Genomic DNA, 16,613 nt, shown 5'->3' on the forward strand with positions numbered 1-16,613 from the left:
GCCGTCACTTGTTCAGGAACGCCCAGAACTCGTCGAACGACAGCAGCTGGTCGCCGTCGAGGTCGCGGCTGCGGATGATCGCCTCCGCCACGGACTCGGTGACGTTCCAGTCGCCGCCCTGCGCGAGGGCCGTCTTGAACTCGGCGGCGGTGATGGTGCCGTCACCGTCCGCATCGATGCGCTCGAACTGCTTGCGTGCTTCCTCGATGTCGATGTGCGCCACCGGTCCGCCCCTTTACTCGCGTCTGCTCGCGTCTGTCGTGTCGTGCTGGTCTGTCGTGCCGGTCCGTCGTGCGGTGCCGGCTCACTGCCGCAGGTCAGATTAACCGCCCGCCGATCCGGCCGGTGCGGCGCCCGTCCCGCCGAGCGGCGCGCACGGCGGCGCGCACGGCGGGTCGGCCGGCGGGTCGGCCGGCGGTCGGCCGGCGGTCGGTCAGCGGTCCGAGACCCTCATCTCGAACCAGGTGGTCTTGCCGCGCGGCAGCAGGTCGACGCCCCAGCGGTCGGCCAGCTTGTCGACCAGGTACAGGCCCCGGCCGCTGACATCCGTCTCCTGGACCGGCATCAGGCAGGGCAGACCGCGGGAGGGGTCCCGGACCTCGACGCGGATCCAGCCGCGGCGGCGGCGCATCCGCAGGCCGAACACCCGGGCCCCGGTGTGCCGGACGGCGTTGCCGACGAGTTCGGAGACGAGCAGGACGACGTCCTCGGTCATCCTGGGGGACAGGCCCCAGTGGCGCAGCACGACCACCTGGGCCAGCCGGCGGGCGGTGGCCGCGGACTCGGGGCGGGACGGCAGCGGAACCTCCGCCTCCGTGGGATTGCCGAACAGTTCCAGCGCCTTCGCGGCCGTTTCGTCCTCGACCGCGGGCGACCAGCGCGCCGCGGCAGCACGGCTGTGTCCCCGCGGCTGTTCGATATCCTCCAGCCCCGCCATGCCCCCATCATGGCCGCCCGCACCGGGCCGCGGGGCCGTTCCGGGGGAATACACCCCCCGGAAGCGGTCATTCCGCGGCGACCCTCTGGCATATGACAGAGGCAGTTCGGAGGACGGGACAACCCGTCCGACCTGCGGCGAAGGGGCCGTTCACCGCCATCGGCGAAGTCCCTGACCTACGACGCTTAAGGTTGCGTTAAGGCTGCCATAAGTCGCCGCGCCGCCGGGCCCGGGTCATACACGCCGTCAATTGCAAGGGGGTCCGGCCGACTTTCCGGGATGACATTTCACCGGTCCGGGGTACGGCCCGTCCGCCGCCGTCCCACCCCGCCGAGCGATCACCCGCCCAGCGCCCCGCACCCAGCGATCCCCCGCCCAGCGGCCCCGCGCGCGGGGCACGGGACCTCAGCCGCTCAGCCCCGTGCCCCCGCGCCCCCGCGACCGCGGCCCCGCGACGCCGGACCTCAGCGGAACGTCGCCTTCCCGGGCCCCTCCTCGACGAAGCTGCGCATGCCCCGCTCACGGTCCTCGGTCGCGAACAGGCCCGCGAACCAGCCGCGTTCCACGGCGAGGCCCGTCTCGATGTCCGTCTCCAGACCGGTGTCGACCGACTCCTTCGCGGCGCGCAGCGCGAGCGCCGGTCCCCGCGCGAGCCTCGCCGCCCAGGCGTGCGCCTCGGTGTAGACCTCCTCCGGCGCCACCACCCGGTCCACCAGGCCGAGTTCACGGGCCTCGGCCGCCTTCACCATCCGGCCGGTGAAGATCAGGTCCTTCGCCTTGGAGGGGCCGATCAGCCGGGCCAGCCGCTGGGTGCCGCCGGCGCCCGGGATCAGGCCGAGCAGGATCTCCGGCTGGCCCAGCTTGGCGTTGTCCGCGGCGATCCGGAAGTCCGCGCACAGCGCCAACTCGCAGCCGCCGCCGAGCGCGTAGCCCGTGACGGCCGCCACCACCGGCTTCGGGATGCGGGCCACGGCGGTGAACGACTCCTGAAGTCCCCGCGCGCGCAGGACCATCGCCGTGTGGTCCATCGCCTGCATCTCCTTGATGTCCGCGCCCGCGGCGAACACCTTCTCCCCGCCGTAGATCACCACGGCCCGTACGTCCTCGCGCCGGGTCGCCTCCTCGGCGAGCTCCCTGAGCCGGTCCTGGGTGGCGACGTCCAGGGCGTTCATGGGCGGGCGGTCGAGGCGGAGGGTTCCGACGCCGTCGGCGACTTCGAGATTCACGGTCATGCGAGCAGGTTAACGGGGGCTAACGGGGTCGGCCGGGGTGCGGTCCGTCACAGGGCGGGCGGCGTCCGCGCGAACGGCCCCGGCGCCCGCCTCGCGGTGAGGAGGGCGCCGGGGCCGTTCGCGGGGGCAGGGCTGTCGCGGGCTACGACTTCCACTGCTTCCAGGGGATGTTCCAGCCGTTCAGGCCGTTGTCCGGGGCGACCGTGCGCTCCTTGCTGTTCTTCACGACCACCACGTCGCCGATGATCGAGTTCCGGAAGAACCACGCGGCCGGGGTCTTCGGGTCCCCTCTGCCCTTGACGTCACGCAGGCCCACGCAGCCGTGGCTGGCGTTGGTCTTCCCGAAGGCGTCGCCGCCCCAGTAGTTGCCGTGGATGAAGGTGCCGGACTCGGTCAGGCGGATCGCGTGCGGCACGTCCGGGATGTCGTACTGGCCCGCGTAGCCGACCGTCGCGCCGTTCATCCGGGTCTCGAGGAGCTTCTCCGTCATCACCATCTGGCCGCTCCAGGTGTCGTACCCGGGCGCGCCCGCGGAGATCGGGATGGTCCTGATGACCTTGCCGTCGCGCGTGACCTTCATCTTCTTGGTCTTCACGTCGACCACGGAGACCTGGCTGCGGCCGACGGTGAAGGTGGTCTTCCTGGCCTGCTCGCCGTAGACGCCGGGGCGGCCCTCGACGCCGTCGAGGTTGAGGTCGACCGTGACCTTGGTCCCGGGCTTCCAGTACTTCTCGGGGCGCAGGTCCAGCCGGTCGTCGCCGAACCAGCGGCCCGCGACCTCGACGGGCGGGTCGGTCTTGACGGTGATCGCCGCGGCGACGTCCTCGCGGTTGGTGATGCCCCGGTCGAAGCGGACGGAGAACGGCATTCCCACGCCGACCTTCGCTCCGTCCTCGGGGGTGAACCGGCCGGTGAAGGTGCTCTTCGGGGTGAGGGTCGTGAAGCCGGACTTCTCGGCGGTCCGTGTGCCGTCGGCGTTCTCGGCCACCGCGCGCACGGTGTACGCGGCCGCGGCGGCCAGGTGCGTGGACGGCGTCCAGGTGGCGCCGTCGCCGGATATCTTCCCGGCTATCGCCCTGCCCTTGCCGTCCTCGACCTGGACCTCGGTCAGCCGGCCGCGGGCGGCCGTGACCTTCAGCGCGCCGCTGGTGCCGACCGACTTCGCGCCGTCCTCCGGCGCTATGGACACCACCGCGCGGGGCGCCTCGGCCCGCGCCGCGGAGGAGTCGCCGTCCTTGTCGCCGCCCGGCGCGTCCGAACCGCCGCCCCCGCCACAGGCCGTGACGGCGAGCAGCAGCACCCCGGCGAGCAGCGCCCTCCCTTGCCGTCCACGCCTCCCGCGCGCGTCAACCGACGCCCCCGATATCGGCCGCACGTTCACGTCGCACACCCCTCCCCGGGCCGCTCCGACCCGCTCCCCCGCGCGTGAGCCGCGCTCGTCGGCGCATATTAAGCACAGGTCGGACGCGTCCGGCGCGGCGCGTTTGTCACCGTTCCGTTCCAACATCCACGGGGGGTCGGGCGAGCGCGCAACGCGCCCGCCCGTGCGGCTACTTCACCGCGCTTCCCGCCTTCCACCGCGTCCAGCCCATGTTCCAGCCCCCGAGGCCGTTGTCGGGAGCGACCTTCTTGTCCTTGCTGCGCACGACCTCGACCACGTCGCCTACGAGGCTGCGGTCGAAGAACCAGCCGGCGGGGGTGTCCGAGGCGCCGCCCTTGACGTCCCGGAGGCCCACGCACCCGTGGCTGACGTTGCTGCGGCCGAACACGGAGGCGTCCGCCCAGTAGTTGCCGTGCAGGAAGGTGCCGGAGTCGGTCAGGCGCATGGCGTGCGGAACGTCGGGGATGTCGTACTCGCCCTTGCCGTCGGCCTTCTTGAAGCCGACGGTGGCGCCGTTCATCCGGGTCAGCTCCAGCATCTCGCTGATCACCATCTTGCCGTTGTACGTGGTCGTGCTCGGCGCTCCCGCGGTCACCGGCACGGTCGTCAGCAGTTCGCCCTCGCGGCGGACCTCCATGGTGCGCCGTGCCGCGTCGACGACGGAGACCTGGTGGCGGCCGACGGTGAAGGAGAACGTCCTGGACTGCGCCCCGTACACCCCGGGCGCGCCCTCGACGTCGCGCAGGCCGAGGGCGACGGTGACCCGGGTGCCGGGTCTCCAGTACGTCCGGGGGCGGAAGTCGAGGCGGGTCCGGCCGAACCAGTGCGGGCGGATCTCCACGGCCGGTTCGGCGGTGACGCGCACCGCGCGCTCCACGGCGGCCCGGTTCGCGATCTCCCGGTTGAACCCCAGGGAGACGATCATGCCGGTGCCGACGGTGGAGCGGTTCTCGGGGGTGACGTAGCCGATGAACCGCTCGTCGGGGACGTACGTGGTGAACGTGGTGTGCCGGGCGCTGCGCCGCCCCCGGCCGTCGAGGGCCACCACGTCGACGGTGTACCGGGCGGCCAGCGCCAGCGCGGAGCCGTCGGGTTCCCAGCGCAGGCCGTCCGCGGACAGCCGCCCGGGGACCGGGGTCTCCCGGGCGTCCTGCGACCTGGACACCCGCACCGACTCCAGGCGTCCGCCGGCGACCCGGACGCGCAGGGGGTCGCCGGGGCGGACGCCCTTCGCGCCGTCGCCGGGGGTGACCCGGATGACGTCCTCGGGGGCCGGGGCCCCGCCCAGCATCCGGCCGAGCCCGGCGCCGCCGCCGTCCGCCGTGCAGCCGGCCAGCAGTGCCGCCCATGTCAGTACGGCGGCCAGTACGGCCCCCGCGCGCCGCGCGCGCCCTTGTGCATGCCTCACGGGGACCCCAACGACCGGGGCGGCCCCGGGGAAACGTGAGTGCGAGCCACGCGGTGGGCAGAACATGGGGGAGGACGACGCGACGGGGAGCCGCGGCCAGGGACGACCGCTGCTTCCCGCCCTTCGTGTGGGGTCCCTGAGCCGTGGGAGGCCGTCAGGTGTCGAGCGCAGCCGAGCAGGAGGCGGTGGCCGGGGCGGTCGCCGCCGATCAGGAGCGCCCGGCCGCCGCGGTGAACGGGGCGCGGCGCAGGGTGCCCGCGATGCCCGTGTGGCCGGGTGCGCAGACGCCGCTGGGCGCCCGCTTCCGGGTCGGGCCGGACGGCGTGGCGGGCACCAACTTCGCGCTGTGGGCGGGTGGGGCCGAGGCGGTCGACCTGTGCCTGTTCGACGAGCGGGGCAGGGAGACCCGGGCCCGGCTGGGCGAGCTGACGCACGAGATCTGGCATGGGTTCGTGCCGGGTGTCATGCCGGGGCAGCGCTACGGCTACCGGGTGCACGGCCGCTGGGACCCGTGGACCGGGGCCCGCTGGAACCCGGCGAAGCTGCTGCTCGACCCGTACGCGCGGGCGGTGGACGGCGACTTCGGGCTGCCCCCGGAGGTCTACGGGCATGTGCGCGACTGGCCGCAGCAGCAGGTCGCGGACACCGTGCGCGACGAGCGGGACTCGGCCCCGTACGTCCCCAAGGGCGTGGTCGTGCACGACGAGGCGCCGGGCGACGAGTGGCGGGAGGACCGCCGGCCCAAGACGCCGTGGGCCGACTCCGTGATCTACGAGGTGCATGTGCGGGGGTTCACCAAGCTGCACCCGGGCATCCCCGAGGAGCTGCGGGGGACCTACGCGGGTCTGGCGCATCCGGCGGCGGTCGCGCACCTGGTGAAGCTGGGCGTGACGGCGGTGGAGCTGCTGCCGGTCCATCAGTTCGCGCACGAGGACCACCTGCTGCGCCGGGGCCTGCGCAACTACTGGGGCTACAACTCCATCGGCTACTTCGCCCCGCACGCCGGCTACGCCGCCTCCGGGACGGCCGGCCAGCAGGTCGGCGAGTTCCGGCGCATGGTGCGGGCCCTGCACGCGGCCGGGATCGAGGTCATCCTCGACGTGGTCTACAACCACACGGCGGAGGCGGGCGAGCTGGGCCCGACGCTGTCGCTGAAGGGCATCGACAACCGGGGGTACTACCGGCTCCAGCCGGACGCCCGCCGGTACGCCGACTACACGGGCTGCGGCAACACCCTGCACGTCGTGCAGCCGCAGGTGCTGCGGCTCATCACGGACTCGCTGCGGTACTGGGTGACCGAGATGGGGGTGGACGGCTTCCGCTTCGACCTGGCGGCGGCGCTGGCCCGCTCCCTGCACGACGTCGACATGCTGTCGCCGTTCCTGGCGGTGATCGCGCAGGACCCGGTGCTGCGCCGGGTGAAGCTGATCGCCGAGCCGTGGGACGTGGGCTCGGGCGGCTACCAGGTGGGCGCCTTCCCGCCGCTGTGGACGGAGTGGAACGACCGCTACCGGGACGCCGTGCGGGACTTCTGGCGCGGCGCGCTGCCCGATGTGCGCGACCTCGGGTACCGGCTGTCGGGGTCGAGCGACCTGTACGCGTGGGGCGGGCGGCGGCCGTACGCCTCGGTCAACTTCGTCACCGCGCACGACGGCTTCACGCTGCGCGACCTGGTGTCGTACGAGCGCAAGCACAACGAGGCCAACGGCGAGGGCGACCGGGACGGCACCCACGACAACCGCTCCTGGAACTGCGGGGCCGAGGGCGGCACCGCGGACGAGGAGGTGCTGGCGCTCAGGCGGCGGCAGCTGCGGAACCTGCTGACGACGCTGCTGCTGTCGACGGGGGTGCCGATGCTGGTCGCGGGCGACGAGCTCGGGCGCACCCAGCGGGGCAACAACAACGCCTACTGCCAGGACAACGAGGTCAGCTGGCTGGACTGGGGGCTGCTGGAGGAGCCGGGCTGGCGGGCGCTGTTCGACCTGACGGCGCGGCTGATCGGGCTGCGCCACCGCCATCCGGTGCTCAGGCGGCGGGCGTTCTTCTCGGGGCGGGCGCACTCGGCGGACGGTCTGCGGGATCTGGCCTGGTTCACGGCGGAGGGCGCGGAGATGACCGAGCGGGACTGGTACGCGCCCGCGGCCACGCTCGGCATGTATCTGTCCGGCCGGGACATCCCGGGCCGGGACGAACGGGGGGCGCCGGTCGTCGACGACAGCTTCCTCGCGGTGCTGCACACCGGTGACGGGCCGGTGGGTTTCGTCCTGCCGGGTCCGCCGTGGGCGCACGCGTACGAGGTGGTCGTGGACACCTCCCGGGAGGAGCAGGACCGGGCGCCGGGCGTGGAGCACCCGGCGGGTGTGACGGTGACCGTGCCGGCGCGGGCGGTGGTGCTGCTGAGGGTGCTGGAGCGGGGCGCGGCGGGCCCGTGAACCGGGCCGGGCCCGGCCCCCGCGGTCGTACACGCGCTCGAACACGCAGGTCGTAGGACCAGCGGCCGAGTGCGGCCCGGCCGAAACTCGGTGGGCAGTGTCAGTGGCGGTCCGTAGGCTCGCTGCTGATGGTGACGACACATGCGACCCCCGAGGACAGCCCCGACCGGTCCGCCGTGCGCACGCTGCTGCGGCTGTGGCCCTACGTACGGCCCGTGCGCGCGCGGATGGTGTGCGCGGCGGCGGTGGCCGTCGTCGCCTCCTGCCTGGCGCTCGTCATCCCGCTCGTGCTGAAGTGGATGGTGGACGGGCCGGTCGCCGACCGCGACCCGGCCGGCGTGTGGCTGGGGGCGCTGTACCTGCTGCTGCTCGGCATCGTCGAGGCGCTGCTGTTCGGGCTGCGGCGCTGGCTGGTCGCCCGGCCGCTGGCGGGGGTCGAGGCGTCGATGCGGGCCGCGCTCTACGCGCGTCTGCAGCGGCTGCCGGTGGCGTTCCACGACCGCTGGGCGTCGGGGCAGCTGCTGTCGCGGGCGACGACCGATCTGATGCTGCTGCGCATGTTCCTGGCGTTCCCGCTGACCTTCCTGCTGGTCAACAGTGTGACGATCCTCGTCGGTGTGATCATCATGCTGATCCAGGACTGGACGCTGGGTCTGGTGATCCTGGTCCCGGCGGTACCGGTGATCGTGACCTGCGTGATCTTCGAGCGGCGGTACGCGTCGGTGGCGCGCCGCGCGCAGGACCAGGTCGGCGATCTGACGACGGTGGTCGAGGAGAGCGTCCTCGGCATCCGCGTCATCAAGGGCTTCGGGCGCCACCGCAGTCAGGCGCGGGCGTTCCGGGAGCTGTCGCGGACGCTGCGCGGGACGGAGCTGCGCAAGGCCCGGCTGCTCGCGGCGATCTGGGGCGTCATCGTGACGCTGCCGGAGCTGGCCATCGGCGCGGCCCTGGTGCTCGGCACGGTGCGGGTCGCGGACGGCGAGCTGTCGGCGGGCACCCTGGTGGCGTTCCTGTCGACGGCGCTCGCGCTGCGCTGGCCGGTGGACTCGATCGGGTTCCTGCTGGCGATGAGCCAGGAGGCGGCGACGGCCACCGAGCGGTACTTCGAGGTCATGGACGCCGCGCCGGAGAGCGACGGGCACCAGCCCGCGCGCGCGGACGGCGAGGAGCGCGCGGACGGCGGGGACGGCGGGCACCTCGGACTGCGCTTCCACGACGTGGCGTTCCGCTACCCGGACGCGCCCGGCGACTCCGCGCCGCTGCTGGAGCGGGTCGACCTCCACATCCGTCCCGGCGAGTCGATGGCCCTGGTCGGCGCCACCGGCAGCGGCAAGACGACGCTCACGGCGCTGGTCCCCCGCCTGCACGAGGTGACCTCCGGGCGGATCACCCTGGACGGCCGGGACATCGCCGCCATGCCCCGCGAGGAGCTGCGGACCCTGGTGGCGGTCGCGTTCGAGGAGCCCACCCTGTTCTCGGCCGGCGTGGCGGACAACGTTCTCATGGGGGCCGCCGAGGGCGCCGGGGAGGCGGATTTGGAGCGCGCGCTCGGCGTCGCACAGGCCGCCTTCGTCCACGACCTGCCCGAGGGCGCCGCGACCCAGGTCGGCGAGCAGGGCCTCAGCCTCTCCGGCGGCCAGCGCCAGCGGCTCGCGCTCGCGCGGGCGGTCGTGGGCCGCCCCCGGTTCCTCGTCCTGGACGACCCGCTGTCCGCGCTCGACGTGCACACCGAGGCCGCGGTCGAGGCCGCCCTGCGGGACGTGCTCGCGGAGACCACCGCCCTGATCGTCGCCCACCGCCCGTCCACGGTCCTGCTCGCGGACCGGGTCGCCCTGCTGTCCGGGGGCCGTATCACCGCGGTGGGCACCCACCGCGAACTGCTGCGCACCAGCACCGAGTACGCCCATCTCATGGCCGGGACCGAGGAGGCCCACCGATGACGGCGACGACCGCCACCGCACCGGACCGGGAACAGCCGGCCGAGGAGCCCCGCGGACCGCAGGACCCGTTCGACCACGACGTCCTGCCCACTCCCCCGGGCGCCACGGGCGCGCTGCTGCGCTCGCTGCTGGCGCCGATGAAGGCACGCGTCGCCCTGACCGTCCTGCTGCTGCTGCTCCAGCAGGCGGCCGTGCAGTCGGGCCCGCTGCTGGTGGCGTACGCCATCGACGCGGCCGTCCCCGCGTTCCGCCGCGACGACATGGGTCCGCTGCTCGCGGTCGCGATCGGCTACCTCGTGTGCGCGCTGGCCTCGGGCGCACTGCAGTACGCGTTCATCCTGGCCTCCGCCCGGGTCAACCAGGACGTGCTGCTCGACCTGCGCGGCCGCATCTTCCGGCACGCGCAGGCCCTCAGCGTCGACTTCCACGAGCGCTACACCTCGGGGCGGCTGATCTCGCGCTCCACCACGGACGTGGAGTCGCTGCGCGAACTCCTCGACGAGGGCCTCCAGGAACTGGTCACCGTCGTCCTGTCGTTCGTCTACATCGCGGCGCTGCTGCTGTGGCTCGACCTGGGGCTCGGCGCGGTCGCCGTGGCGTCGTTCGTGCCGCTGTACCTCCTGGTGCGGCTCTACCGGCGGCGGGCCGGGCGCGTGTACACACTGCGCTCCACGGCGATCGCCGCGGTGATCGTGAAGTTCGTCGAGACGATGAACGGCATCCGGCCGGTGCGCGCGTTCCGCCGCGAGGCCGCCAACGACGCCGGGTTCCGCGTCCTGAACTCCCGGCACGAGCGCACCAACGGCGACGCCCTGCTGGAGATGGCCCGCTACGTCGTGGGCTCGCGGCTGGTCGCCAACACGGCCGTCGCCGCGATCGTGCTCTGGGGCGCCTACCGGGTCGCGGGCGGCACGCTGGCGCTCGGTGTGCTGGCGGCGGCCGTGCTGTACCTGCGGCGGCTGTACGACCCGATCGACCGGCTCGGCATGTTCCTCAACTCCTACCAGTCGGCGGCGGCCTCCCTGGAGAAGATCGCCGGGCTGCTCGCCCAGACGCCGTCCGTGCCCGAGCCGGCGCGGCCGCGGCGGCTCCCGGAGCGGGAGGGCGAGCACCCCGGGCGCGAGGTGGTCTTCGACGGTGTCCGCTTCGCGTACCGCACCGGCGGGGAGGTGCTGCCGCGCTTCGACCTCACGCTGCCGGCCGGGCAGACGGTCGCGGTGGTCGGCTCCACGGGCGCCGGCAAGTCGACGCTGGCCAAGCTGCTCGCCCGGTTCTACGACCCGACCGACGGGCGGGTCCTGCTGGACGGGGCCGACCTGCGCGAGCTGGCCGTGCCGGAACTGCGGCGCGGGGTGGTGATGGTGACGCAGGAGGCGTTCCTGTTCTCCGGCACGGTCGCCGACAACATCGCCCTCGGGCGCCCCGACGCGACCCGCACGGAGGTCGAGTCGGCGGCGAAGGCCATCGGCGCGCACGACTTCATCAGCGCGCTGCCCGACGGCTACGACACCGACGTGCGCAAGCGGGGCGGCCGGATCTCCGCGGGGCAGCGCCAGTTGGTCGCGTTCGCGCGGGCGCTGCTCGCCGATCCGGCGGTGCTGATCCTCGACGAGGCGACCAGTTCGCTGGACATCCCCGGCGAGCGGGCCGTGCAGCGCGCGATGTCGACGGTCCTGCACGGGCGTACGGCCGTGGTCATCGCGCACCGGCTGTCGACCGTGGAGATCGCGGACCGGGTGCTGGTGATGGAGCACGGCCGGATCGTCGAGGACGGCCCCCCGGCCGAACTCGTCGCGGGCACGGGCAGATTCGCCGACCTGCACCGCGCGTGGCGCGACAGCCTGGCCTAGGGCTGTGGCCGGGAGGGTTCACCGGCTCGCCCTGCCGGCCACCGCACTAGGGAGGACGCGCGAGTCCCGCGGTGTCCGGCGTTGCGCTCTCGCCGTGCCGGACACCGCGTCGGACCCGCTCGACACGCCCTGGCGGAACCGCTCGTCGGGTGTCCGCCGCCGCGCGGGGAACGTGGCCGCGCGCGACCCTGAGCACGGTACGGGCGAATCCCGGCGGCACGTCACAGGGGGCGGCTCCGCTCAGATCTCCAGCGCGCCCTCTATGCGCTTGAGCGCGTGCCGGGCCAGCGCCAGGTTGCCGCGCGAACGGTCCAGCGCGAGGTAGAGGAAGAAGCTTCCCTCGCTGCTGCTCAGGGGGCGGATCACGTGGTACTGCGCGCCGAGGGTGATGAGCATGTCCTCGATCGAGTCCTCCATCCCGAGCAGTTCGAGCGTACGGGTCTTGGCGCGGACCACCTCGGTGTTGCCCGCCGCCGCCACTTCCAGGTCCAGCCCCTGGCCACCGCCGAGAACGCCCAGCGACATGCCGCTCTCGTAGTCGACCAGCGTGACGCCGAGGGCGCCCTCGATAGCCATGGCTTCCTTGAGCGCGGTCTCGATGTTCATGGTCAAGCCCTTCGTTCGTGCGATGGCGCAATTTCATGGAAAGTTCAGAATTTGAGCGACCTGCACCCTGTCCTGATCCTTTCGGCTTAAAGTACTGTGCTTTTTGTTGTCCTGTGAAGCATTGGTGAAGGTGAGTCCTGTTGTCATCAGTTGAGACCTCCCTGGGCGGCCTGCTGGAGTTGCCGGGCGTGACCGGAGTCATGCTCATCGACTCGGTCACGGGACTGACCTACGGCGGCGCCGGGACGAACGCCCCGGATCCCGTCGAGTGCGGCCGCATCACGGCCGTCGTCGGCAACGGGCTGAACGCGGCGGGCGCGCAAGGTGAGTTGGAGAGCATCGTCATCACGGGGTCCGACCGCCAGCTCGTCATCGCCACCGTGCCCCGGCAGGGCGATCCCCTGCTGCTGACCGCGGTGCTGGAGCGCGGGCGGGCGAATCTGGCCCTGGTCCTGCGCCGTCTGAACAACTACGCCGCCGAGGTGACCGGATGAAGGCCGCGAACACCGTCCCGCGCAATCTCCCCGCGCTCCTCGCCGCACTGCACGAGGAGGAGCGCGACGCGGCGGTCACCGTCGAGGGCACCCCGGGCGGCGTCATCCACCTGCGCCGCGGCGGGGTCGTCGCGGTGGACACCCCCGGCGCTCCCAGCGCGGAGTCGACTCTGCTGAAATCAGGGCGAGTCGAGGACAGTGCCTGGGCGGCGGCATGCGCGGCGGTCGGCTCCGGCGGCGGCACGCTGTCCGAAGAGGTGAGCCGGCGCGGCCTGTTGAGCCAGGAGGAGTTCGAGGTCAGCTGTACGGCGGCCCTGTTCGACGGCGCCTTCGCACTCGCCCTGGGCGCCGCGGCCGAGTGGGAGGTACGCGAGCCGTCCCGGCTCCTCGTCGCGGCCCGCGCGTTCCCCCCGCACCTCGTCACCTCCGAGACCACCCGCCGCCTCGCCGTCGTCAACGAACTCTGGGGATCGGCCACGGACCTGGCCCGCACCCGCGTCCGCAGGACCAAGGCCCCCGCGGCGCGCCTCCTCCCGAGGCACGCGGCCGTCCTGGAGGCCGCGAACGGCCGCCGCACCCCCCGTGACATCGCCTTCGCCCTGGGACGCGGCACGTACGCCGTGATGCTCGACCTCGCCCATCTGCGCTCCCTCGGGCTGGTCGGCCAGGACGCGCCACCGCCGCCGCCGGGGCGGCCCAGCACCGCCCCGCGCGTGCCCGACGCGCGGACGGAGTCCCCGGAGCCGGCGGCCCCGGCACCGCTTCCGCAGCGCTCACCCGGAACGCACCAGCCGCCCCGATCGGCCACCGCGTGAACCCGCGGCGGCGCAGGGCCTCCAAGCGGCGCAACCTCGCCCTGGCCCGGCGGCTGAGGCTCGCCCGCACCCGTGCGGGTCCGCGCCCACCGCTGACACCGCCGCCCACGCACCGACCCGGCGCCGGCCCACCGCCACCCGCGCACCGACCCGGCGCCGGCCCACCGCCACCCGCGCACCGACCCGGCGCCGGCCCACCGCCACCCGCGCACCGACCAGGCGCCGACCCACCGCCGGCGCCGCTGCCCACGCGCCGACCCGGCACGGCACTCGACCGACCGCCCCTCGCGACGAATCCCACCGATCAACCCGAGACAGACCTCCTCCTGCGCGTCCGCGCGGGTCTCGCAGGACTGCTCTGAACCACGCTGGACCACGCCACCGCCCACAAACCGGGGAAGCCCATGCCTGAGATCCACCAGCCCGAACCGCTCGTCGAGGTGCTCACGGCACTGCGTGAAGGCGTGATGGGGGTCAGCGAGACAGTCGTCTCCACCGTCGACGGACTCCTGGTCGCCGCCGACGTCGACGCCGTGCACGCGGAGTCCATCGCGGCCCTGTCGGCCGCCACTCACAGCCTCGCGCTCCGCATGGCCCACGAGGCTGGCGGTACCGGCCTGCGGGACGTCACCACCCGCAGCGCGGACCGGCACGTGGTCGTCCAGGCGATCAACGACCGGGCCCTGCTCACCATCCTGGGCGACGACGGCCTGGACCTGAACCGCCTCCAGCACGACACCCACACGACGCTGGAACACCTCGCGAAGATCCTGGCGGGTGACACCCCGCGCTGACGGCACCGTGTCAGCCCACGCGGCACCGTCACGCGCGACGGCGGGCCCCGCACGGGGCGGAGCCCAACCGCTGGGGAACACACGTACGGTGACGGGCTCGGGCCGGGCGGTCGCGCCATGCGCCCGGTCCGGCGCCGGTCCGGGCCGTTCACCAGCCACGCGCCGCGTACGCCGAGTCAGCGTCCGCGCACGGACAGCGGACAGCGGACAGCGGACAGCGGACAGCGGACAGCGGACAGCGGACAGCGGACAGCGGACAGTACATGTCGCCGAGAGTGACCATGGGGCGCGTCAGAAGCGGTACGGGGTGACGGCGCGCGCGACGGGCGATCCACGTCCGGGACTCCAAGGACCGGCGGGGCCCGAACCCGCCCTCTCCCCCACCGCGTGGCACGACTTCGTCGACTACGCCGCCCAGAACCGGGCTTCACACCCCGCCCCGTGCCGGACACCGCGGATTCCCGGGCTCCGGCGGCACCGCTCGGCACCGTCCGCGACAACTCCAGGATCGCCGCGCCGTCCGCGACGGACGGGGAGCGGCCGTCCTGAGCAGGGGATCTATGCTCGGTGGCGGAGGAGACGGTGGTGGAGATGCCTGCCACGCCGGAGAAAGCCACAGCAGAAAGCCGCGGTCCATTGAACTTCTGGTCGATCTACCAGCACGGCTTCGCGCGGGTCGCCGCGTGCACGGGCCACACCGTCATCGCCGATCCGCACGCCAACGCCGGGACCGTGCTGCGCCAGGCGCGCGCGTGCGCGCAGGAGGGAGTGGCGGTCGCCGTCTTCCCCGAGCTGGGCCTGACCGGCTACTCGATCGAGGACCTGCTGCTCCAGGACGCGGTCCTCGACGACGTGGAGCGGGCGCTGCGCACGGTGGTGGCCGGGTCGGCCGAGCTGCTGCCGGTGCTGGTCGTCGGCGCCCCGCTGCGCCACCGCCACCGGATCTACAACTGCGCGGTGGTCGTGCACCGGGGCCGCGTCCTCGGCGTGGCGCCGAAGTCGTACCCGCCGAACTACCGCGAGTTCTACGAGCAGCGGCAGATCGCCTCCGGCGACGGCGAGCGCGGCGGGACGATCCTGGTCGGCGGCGAGGAGGTCCCGTTCGGCGTGGACCTGCTGTTCGAGGCGCGGGACGTGCCGGGCCTCGTGCTGCACGCGGAGATCTGCGAGGACATGTGGGTGCCGGTGCCGCCGAGCGCGGAGGCGGCGCTGGCGGGCGCGACCGTGCTCGCCAACCTCTCCGGCAGCCCGATCACGGTCGGCAGGGCCGAGGACCGGCGGCTGCTGTGCCGGGCGGCGTCCTCGCGCTGCCTGGCGGCGTACGTCTACTCGGCGGCCGGACTCGGCGAGTCCACGACCGACCTGGCGTGGGACGGCCAGACCATGATCTACGAGAACGGCGCGCTGCTGGCCGAGTCGGACCGCTTCCCGCTCGACGACCAGTACGCGGTGGCCGACGTGGACCTGGACCTGCTGCGCCAGGAGCGGCACCGGACGGGGACGTTCGACGACAACCGCCGTACCCACGGCGCCCGCACCGGTGACTTCCGGCGGGTGCCCTTCCTGCTGGAGCCGCCGTCGGCGGACCTCGGCCTCAAGCGCCGGGTGGAGCGCTTCCCGTTCGTGCCGGCCGACGCCGGCCGCCTGGCCCAGGACTGCTATGAGGCGTACAACATCCAGGTCGCGGGGCTCCAGCAGCGGCTGGCCGCGATCGGCGGCCCCAAGGTGGTCATCGGGGTGTCGGGCGGCCTGGACTCCACGCACGCGCTGATCGTCGCCGCGCGCGCGATGGACCGCGCGGGCCGGCCGCGCAGCGACATCCTCGCCTTCACCCTGCCGGGCTTCGCGACCAGCGACCACACCAAGGGCAACGCGCACCGGCTGATGAGCTCGCTGGGGGTCACCGCCGCCGAGCTGGACATCACGCCGACCGCGCGGCTGATGCTGGAGGAGATGGGCCACCCGTTCGCCTCCGGCGAGCCGGTGTACGACGTCACCTTCGAGAACGTCCAGGCGGGCCTGCGCACCGACTACCTGTTCCGGCTGGCCAACCAGCGCGGCGGCATCGTGCTCGGCACCGGTGACCTCTCGGAGCTGGCGCTCGGCTGGTCCACGTACGGCGTCGGCGACCAGATGAGCCACTACAACGTCAACGGCGGGGTGCCCAAGACGCTGATGCAGCACCTGATCCGCTGGGTCATCGGCAGCGGCCAGTTCGACGAGGAGACCGGCCGGACGCTCGCGGCGATCCTCGACACCGAGATCAGCCCGGAGCTGGTGCCGGGCGAGGAGATGCAGTCGACGGAGTCCAGGATCGGCCCGTACGCGCTGCACGACTTCACGCTGTTCCACGTCCTGCGGTACGGCATGCGGCCGTCGAAGATCGCGTTCCTGGCGTGGCACGCCTGGCACGCGGCGGACGGCGGGGCCTGGCCGCCGGGCTTCCCCGCGGCCAAGCGGGTCGCCTACGACCTGGCGGAGATCCGGGGCTGGCTGGAGGTCTTCTGCCGCCGCTTCTTCGCCTTCGCCCAGTTCAAGCGGTCCGCCATGCCGAACGGGCCGAAGGTCTCGGCGGGGGGTTCGCTCTCGCCGCGCGGCGACTGGCGCGCGCCGTCCGACGGCAACGCGGCGGTCTGGCTGCGCGATCTGGAACGGATCGGCGAGGCGCTCGACGGATAGTCCCGCGGCGGACGCGCGGGCCGGGCGCGGCGACGGACCGGGGCG

13 protein-coding genes are annotated in these 16,613 nt (G+C 73.4%); 7 read left to right on the forward strand and 6 right to left on the reverse strand.

Annotation, left to right across the window (positions count from 1 at the left end):
• Positions 1-4: 4 nt before the first annotated feature.
• The 5 genes from SZN_RS14875 to SZN_RS14895 form a co-directional block, all read right to left on the reverse strand.
• The gene (locus SZN_RS14875; RefSeq protein ID WP_007495777.1) at positions 5-223 is read right to left on the reverse strand and encodes an EF-hand domain-containing protein; all 219 of its coding nucleotides are present in this window, start codon (positions 221-223) and stop codon (positions 5-7) included.
• 210 nt (positions 224-433) lie between these two features.
• Positions 434-937 (reverse strand): ATP-binding protein, encoded by a 504-nt coding sequence (locus tag SZN_RS14880; protein WP_007495778.1) that lies wholly within the window; start codon positions 935-937, stop codon positions 434-436.
• Positions 938-1,401: 464 nt separating this feature from the next.
• On the reverse strand, positions 1,402-2,169 hold the full coding sequence (locus SZN_RS14885; protein ID WP_007495780.1) for an enoyl-CoA hydratase/isomerase family protein: 768 nt from the start codon (positions 2,167-2,169) through the stop codon (positions 1,402-1,404).
• 142 nt (positions 2,170-2,311) lie between these two features.
• Positions 2,312-3,550 (reverse strand): L,D-transpeptidase, encoded by a 1,239-nt coding sequence (locus tag SZN_RS14890; RefSeq protein ID WP_208865805.1) that lies wholly within the window; start codon positions 3,548-3,550, stop codon positions 2,312-2,314.
• A gap of 169 nt (positions 3,551-3,719) precedes the next feature.
• Positions 3,720-4,958 carry a L,D-transpeptidase gene (locus SZN_RS14895; protein WP_007495784.1) on the reverse strand — a complete coding sequence of 413 codons (1,239 nt, stop codon included), beginning with the start codon at positions 4,956-4,958 and terminating at the stop codon, positions 3,720-3,722.
• A 158-nt stretch (positions 4,959-5,116) separates the two neighbouring features.
• On the opposite strand from SZN_RS14895, the gene glgX reads away from it, so the two are divergent.
• The 3 genes from glgX to SZN_RS14910 all read left to right on the forward strand — a co-directional run bounded on the left by glgX (position 5,117) and on the right by SZN_RS14910 (position 11,180).
• On the forward strand, positions 5,117-7,390 hold the full coding sequence (glgX, locus tag SZN_RS14900; protein WP_007495786.1) for a glycogen debranching protein GlgX: 2,274 nt from the start codon (positions 5,117-5,119) through the stop codon (positions 7,388-7,390).
• Between the two features lie 128 nt (positions 7,391-7,518).
• On the forward strand, positions 7,519-9,330 hold the full coding sequence (locus SZN_RS14905; protein ID WP_007495788.1) for an ABC transporter ATP-binding protein: 1,812 nt from the start codon (positions 7,519-7,521) through the stop codon (positions 9,328-9,330).
• On the forward strand, positions 9,327-11,180 hold the full coding sequence (locus tag SZN_RS14910) for an ABC transporter ATP-binding protein (RefSeq protein WP_007495790.1): 1,854 nt from the start codon (positions 9,327-9,329) through the stop codon (positions 11,178-11,180). The genes SZN_RS14905 and SZN_RS14910 overlap by 4 nt, the downstream gene beginning before the upstream one ends.
• A gap of 240 nt (positions 11,181-11,420) precedes the next feature.
• On the opposite strand, the gene SZN_RS14915 is transcribed toward SZN_RS14910, so the two are convergent.
• Entirely contained in the window at positions 11,421-11,786 is a 366-nt protein-coding gene (locus SZN_RS14915; RefSeq protein WP_007495791.1) for a hypothetical protein, read from the reverse strand.
• Between the two features lie 140 nt (positions 11,787-11,926).
• Between SZN_RS14915 and SZN_RS14920 the strand changes: the two genes are divergently transcribed.
• The 4 genes from SZN_RS14920 (at position 11,927) to SZN_RS14935 (ending at position 16,568) form a co-directional block, all read left to right on the forward strand.
• Positions 11,927-12,280, forward strand: a complete 354-nt coding sequence (locus tag SZN_RS14920) for a roadblock/LC7 domain-containing protein (protein ID WP_043730708.1) — start codon at positions 11,927-11,929, stop codon at positions 12,278-12,280.
• The gene (locus tag SZN_RS14925) at positions 12,277-13,095 is read left to right on the forward strand and encodes a hypothetical protein (RefSeq protein WP_007495793.1); all 819 of its coding nucleotides are present in this window, start codon (positions 12,277-12,279) and stop codon (positions 13,093-13,095) included. The genes SZN_RS14920 and SZN_RS14925 overlap by 4 nt, the downstream gene beginning before the upstream one ends.
• A gap of 404 nt (positions 13,096-13,499) precedes the next feature.
• Positions 13,500-13,889, forward strand: coding sequence for a roadblock/LC7 domain-containing protein (locus tag SZN_RS14930; protein WP_007495794.1), 390 nt, complete (start codon positions 13,500-13,502; stop codon positions 13,887-13,889).
• A 591-nt stretch (positions 13,890-14,480) separates the two neighbouring features.
• Positions 14,481-16,568 (forward strand): NAD(+) synthase, encoded by a 2,088-nt coding sequence (locus SZN_RS14935; RefSeq protein ID WP_208865804.1) that lies wholly within the window; start codon positions 14,481-14,483, stop codon positions 16,566-16,568.
• The last annotated feature ends 45 nt before the right edge of the window (positions 16,569-16,613 follow it).

This window comes from Streptomyces zinciresistens K42 (assembly GCF_000225525.1).
GTDB lineage: Bacteria > Actinomycetota > Actinomycetes > Streptomycetales > Streptomycetaceae > Streptomyces > Streptomyces zinciresistens.

Bases quoted from the DNA above. Each gene is read 5' to 3' on its own strand.
- SZN_RS14935 (WP_208865804.1), top strand. From the start codon at position 14,481: ATGCCTGCCACGCCGGAGAAAGCCACAGCAGAAAGCCGCGGTCCATTG.
- SZN_RS14925 (WP_007495793.1), top strand. From the start codon at position 12,277: ATGAAGGCCGCGAACACCGTCCCGCGCAATCTCCCCGCGCTCCTCGCC.
- SZN_RS14905 (WP_007495788.1), top strand. From the start codon at position 7,519: ATGGTGACGACACATGCGACCCCCGAGGACAGCCCCGACCGGTCCGCC.
- SZN_RS14930 (WP_007495794.1), top strand. From the start codon at position 13,500: ATGCCTGAGATCCACCAGCCCGAACCGCTCGTCGAGGTGCTCACGGCA.
- SZN_RS14885 (WP_007495780.1), bottom strand. From the start codon at position 2,169: ATGACCGTGAATCTCGAAGTCGCCGACGGCGTCGGAACCCTCCGCCTC.
- SZN_RS14915 (WP_007495791.1), bottom strand. From the start codon at position 11,786: ATGAACATCGAGACCGCGCTCAAGGAAGCCATGGCTATCGAGGGCGCC.
- SZN_RS14880 (WP_007495778.1), bottom strand. From the start codon at position 937: ATGGCGGGGCTGGAGGATATCGAACAGCCGCGGGGACACAGCCGTGCT.
- SZN_RS14910 (WP_007495790.1), top strand. From the start codon at position 9,327: ATGACGGCGACGACCGCCACCGCACCGGACCGGGAACAGCCGGCCGAG.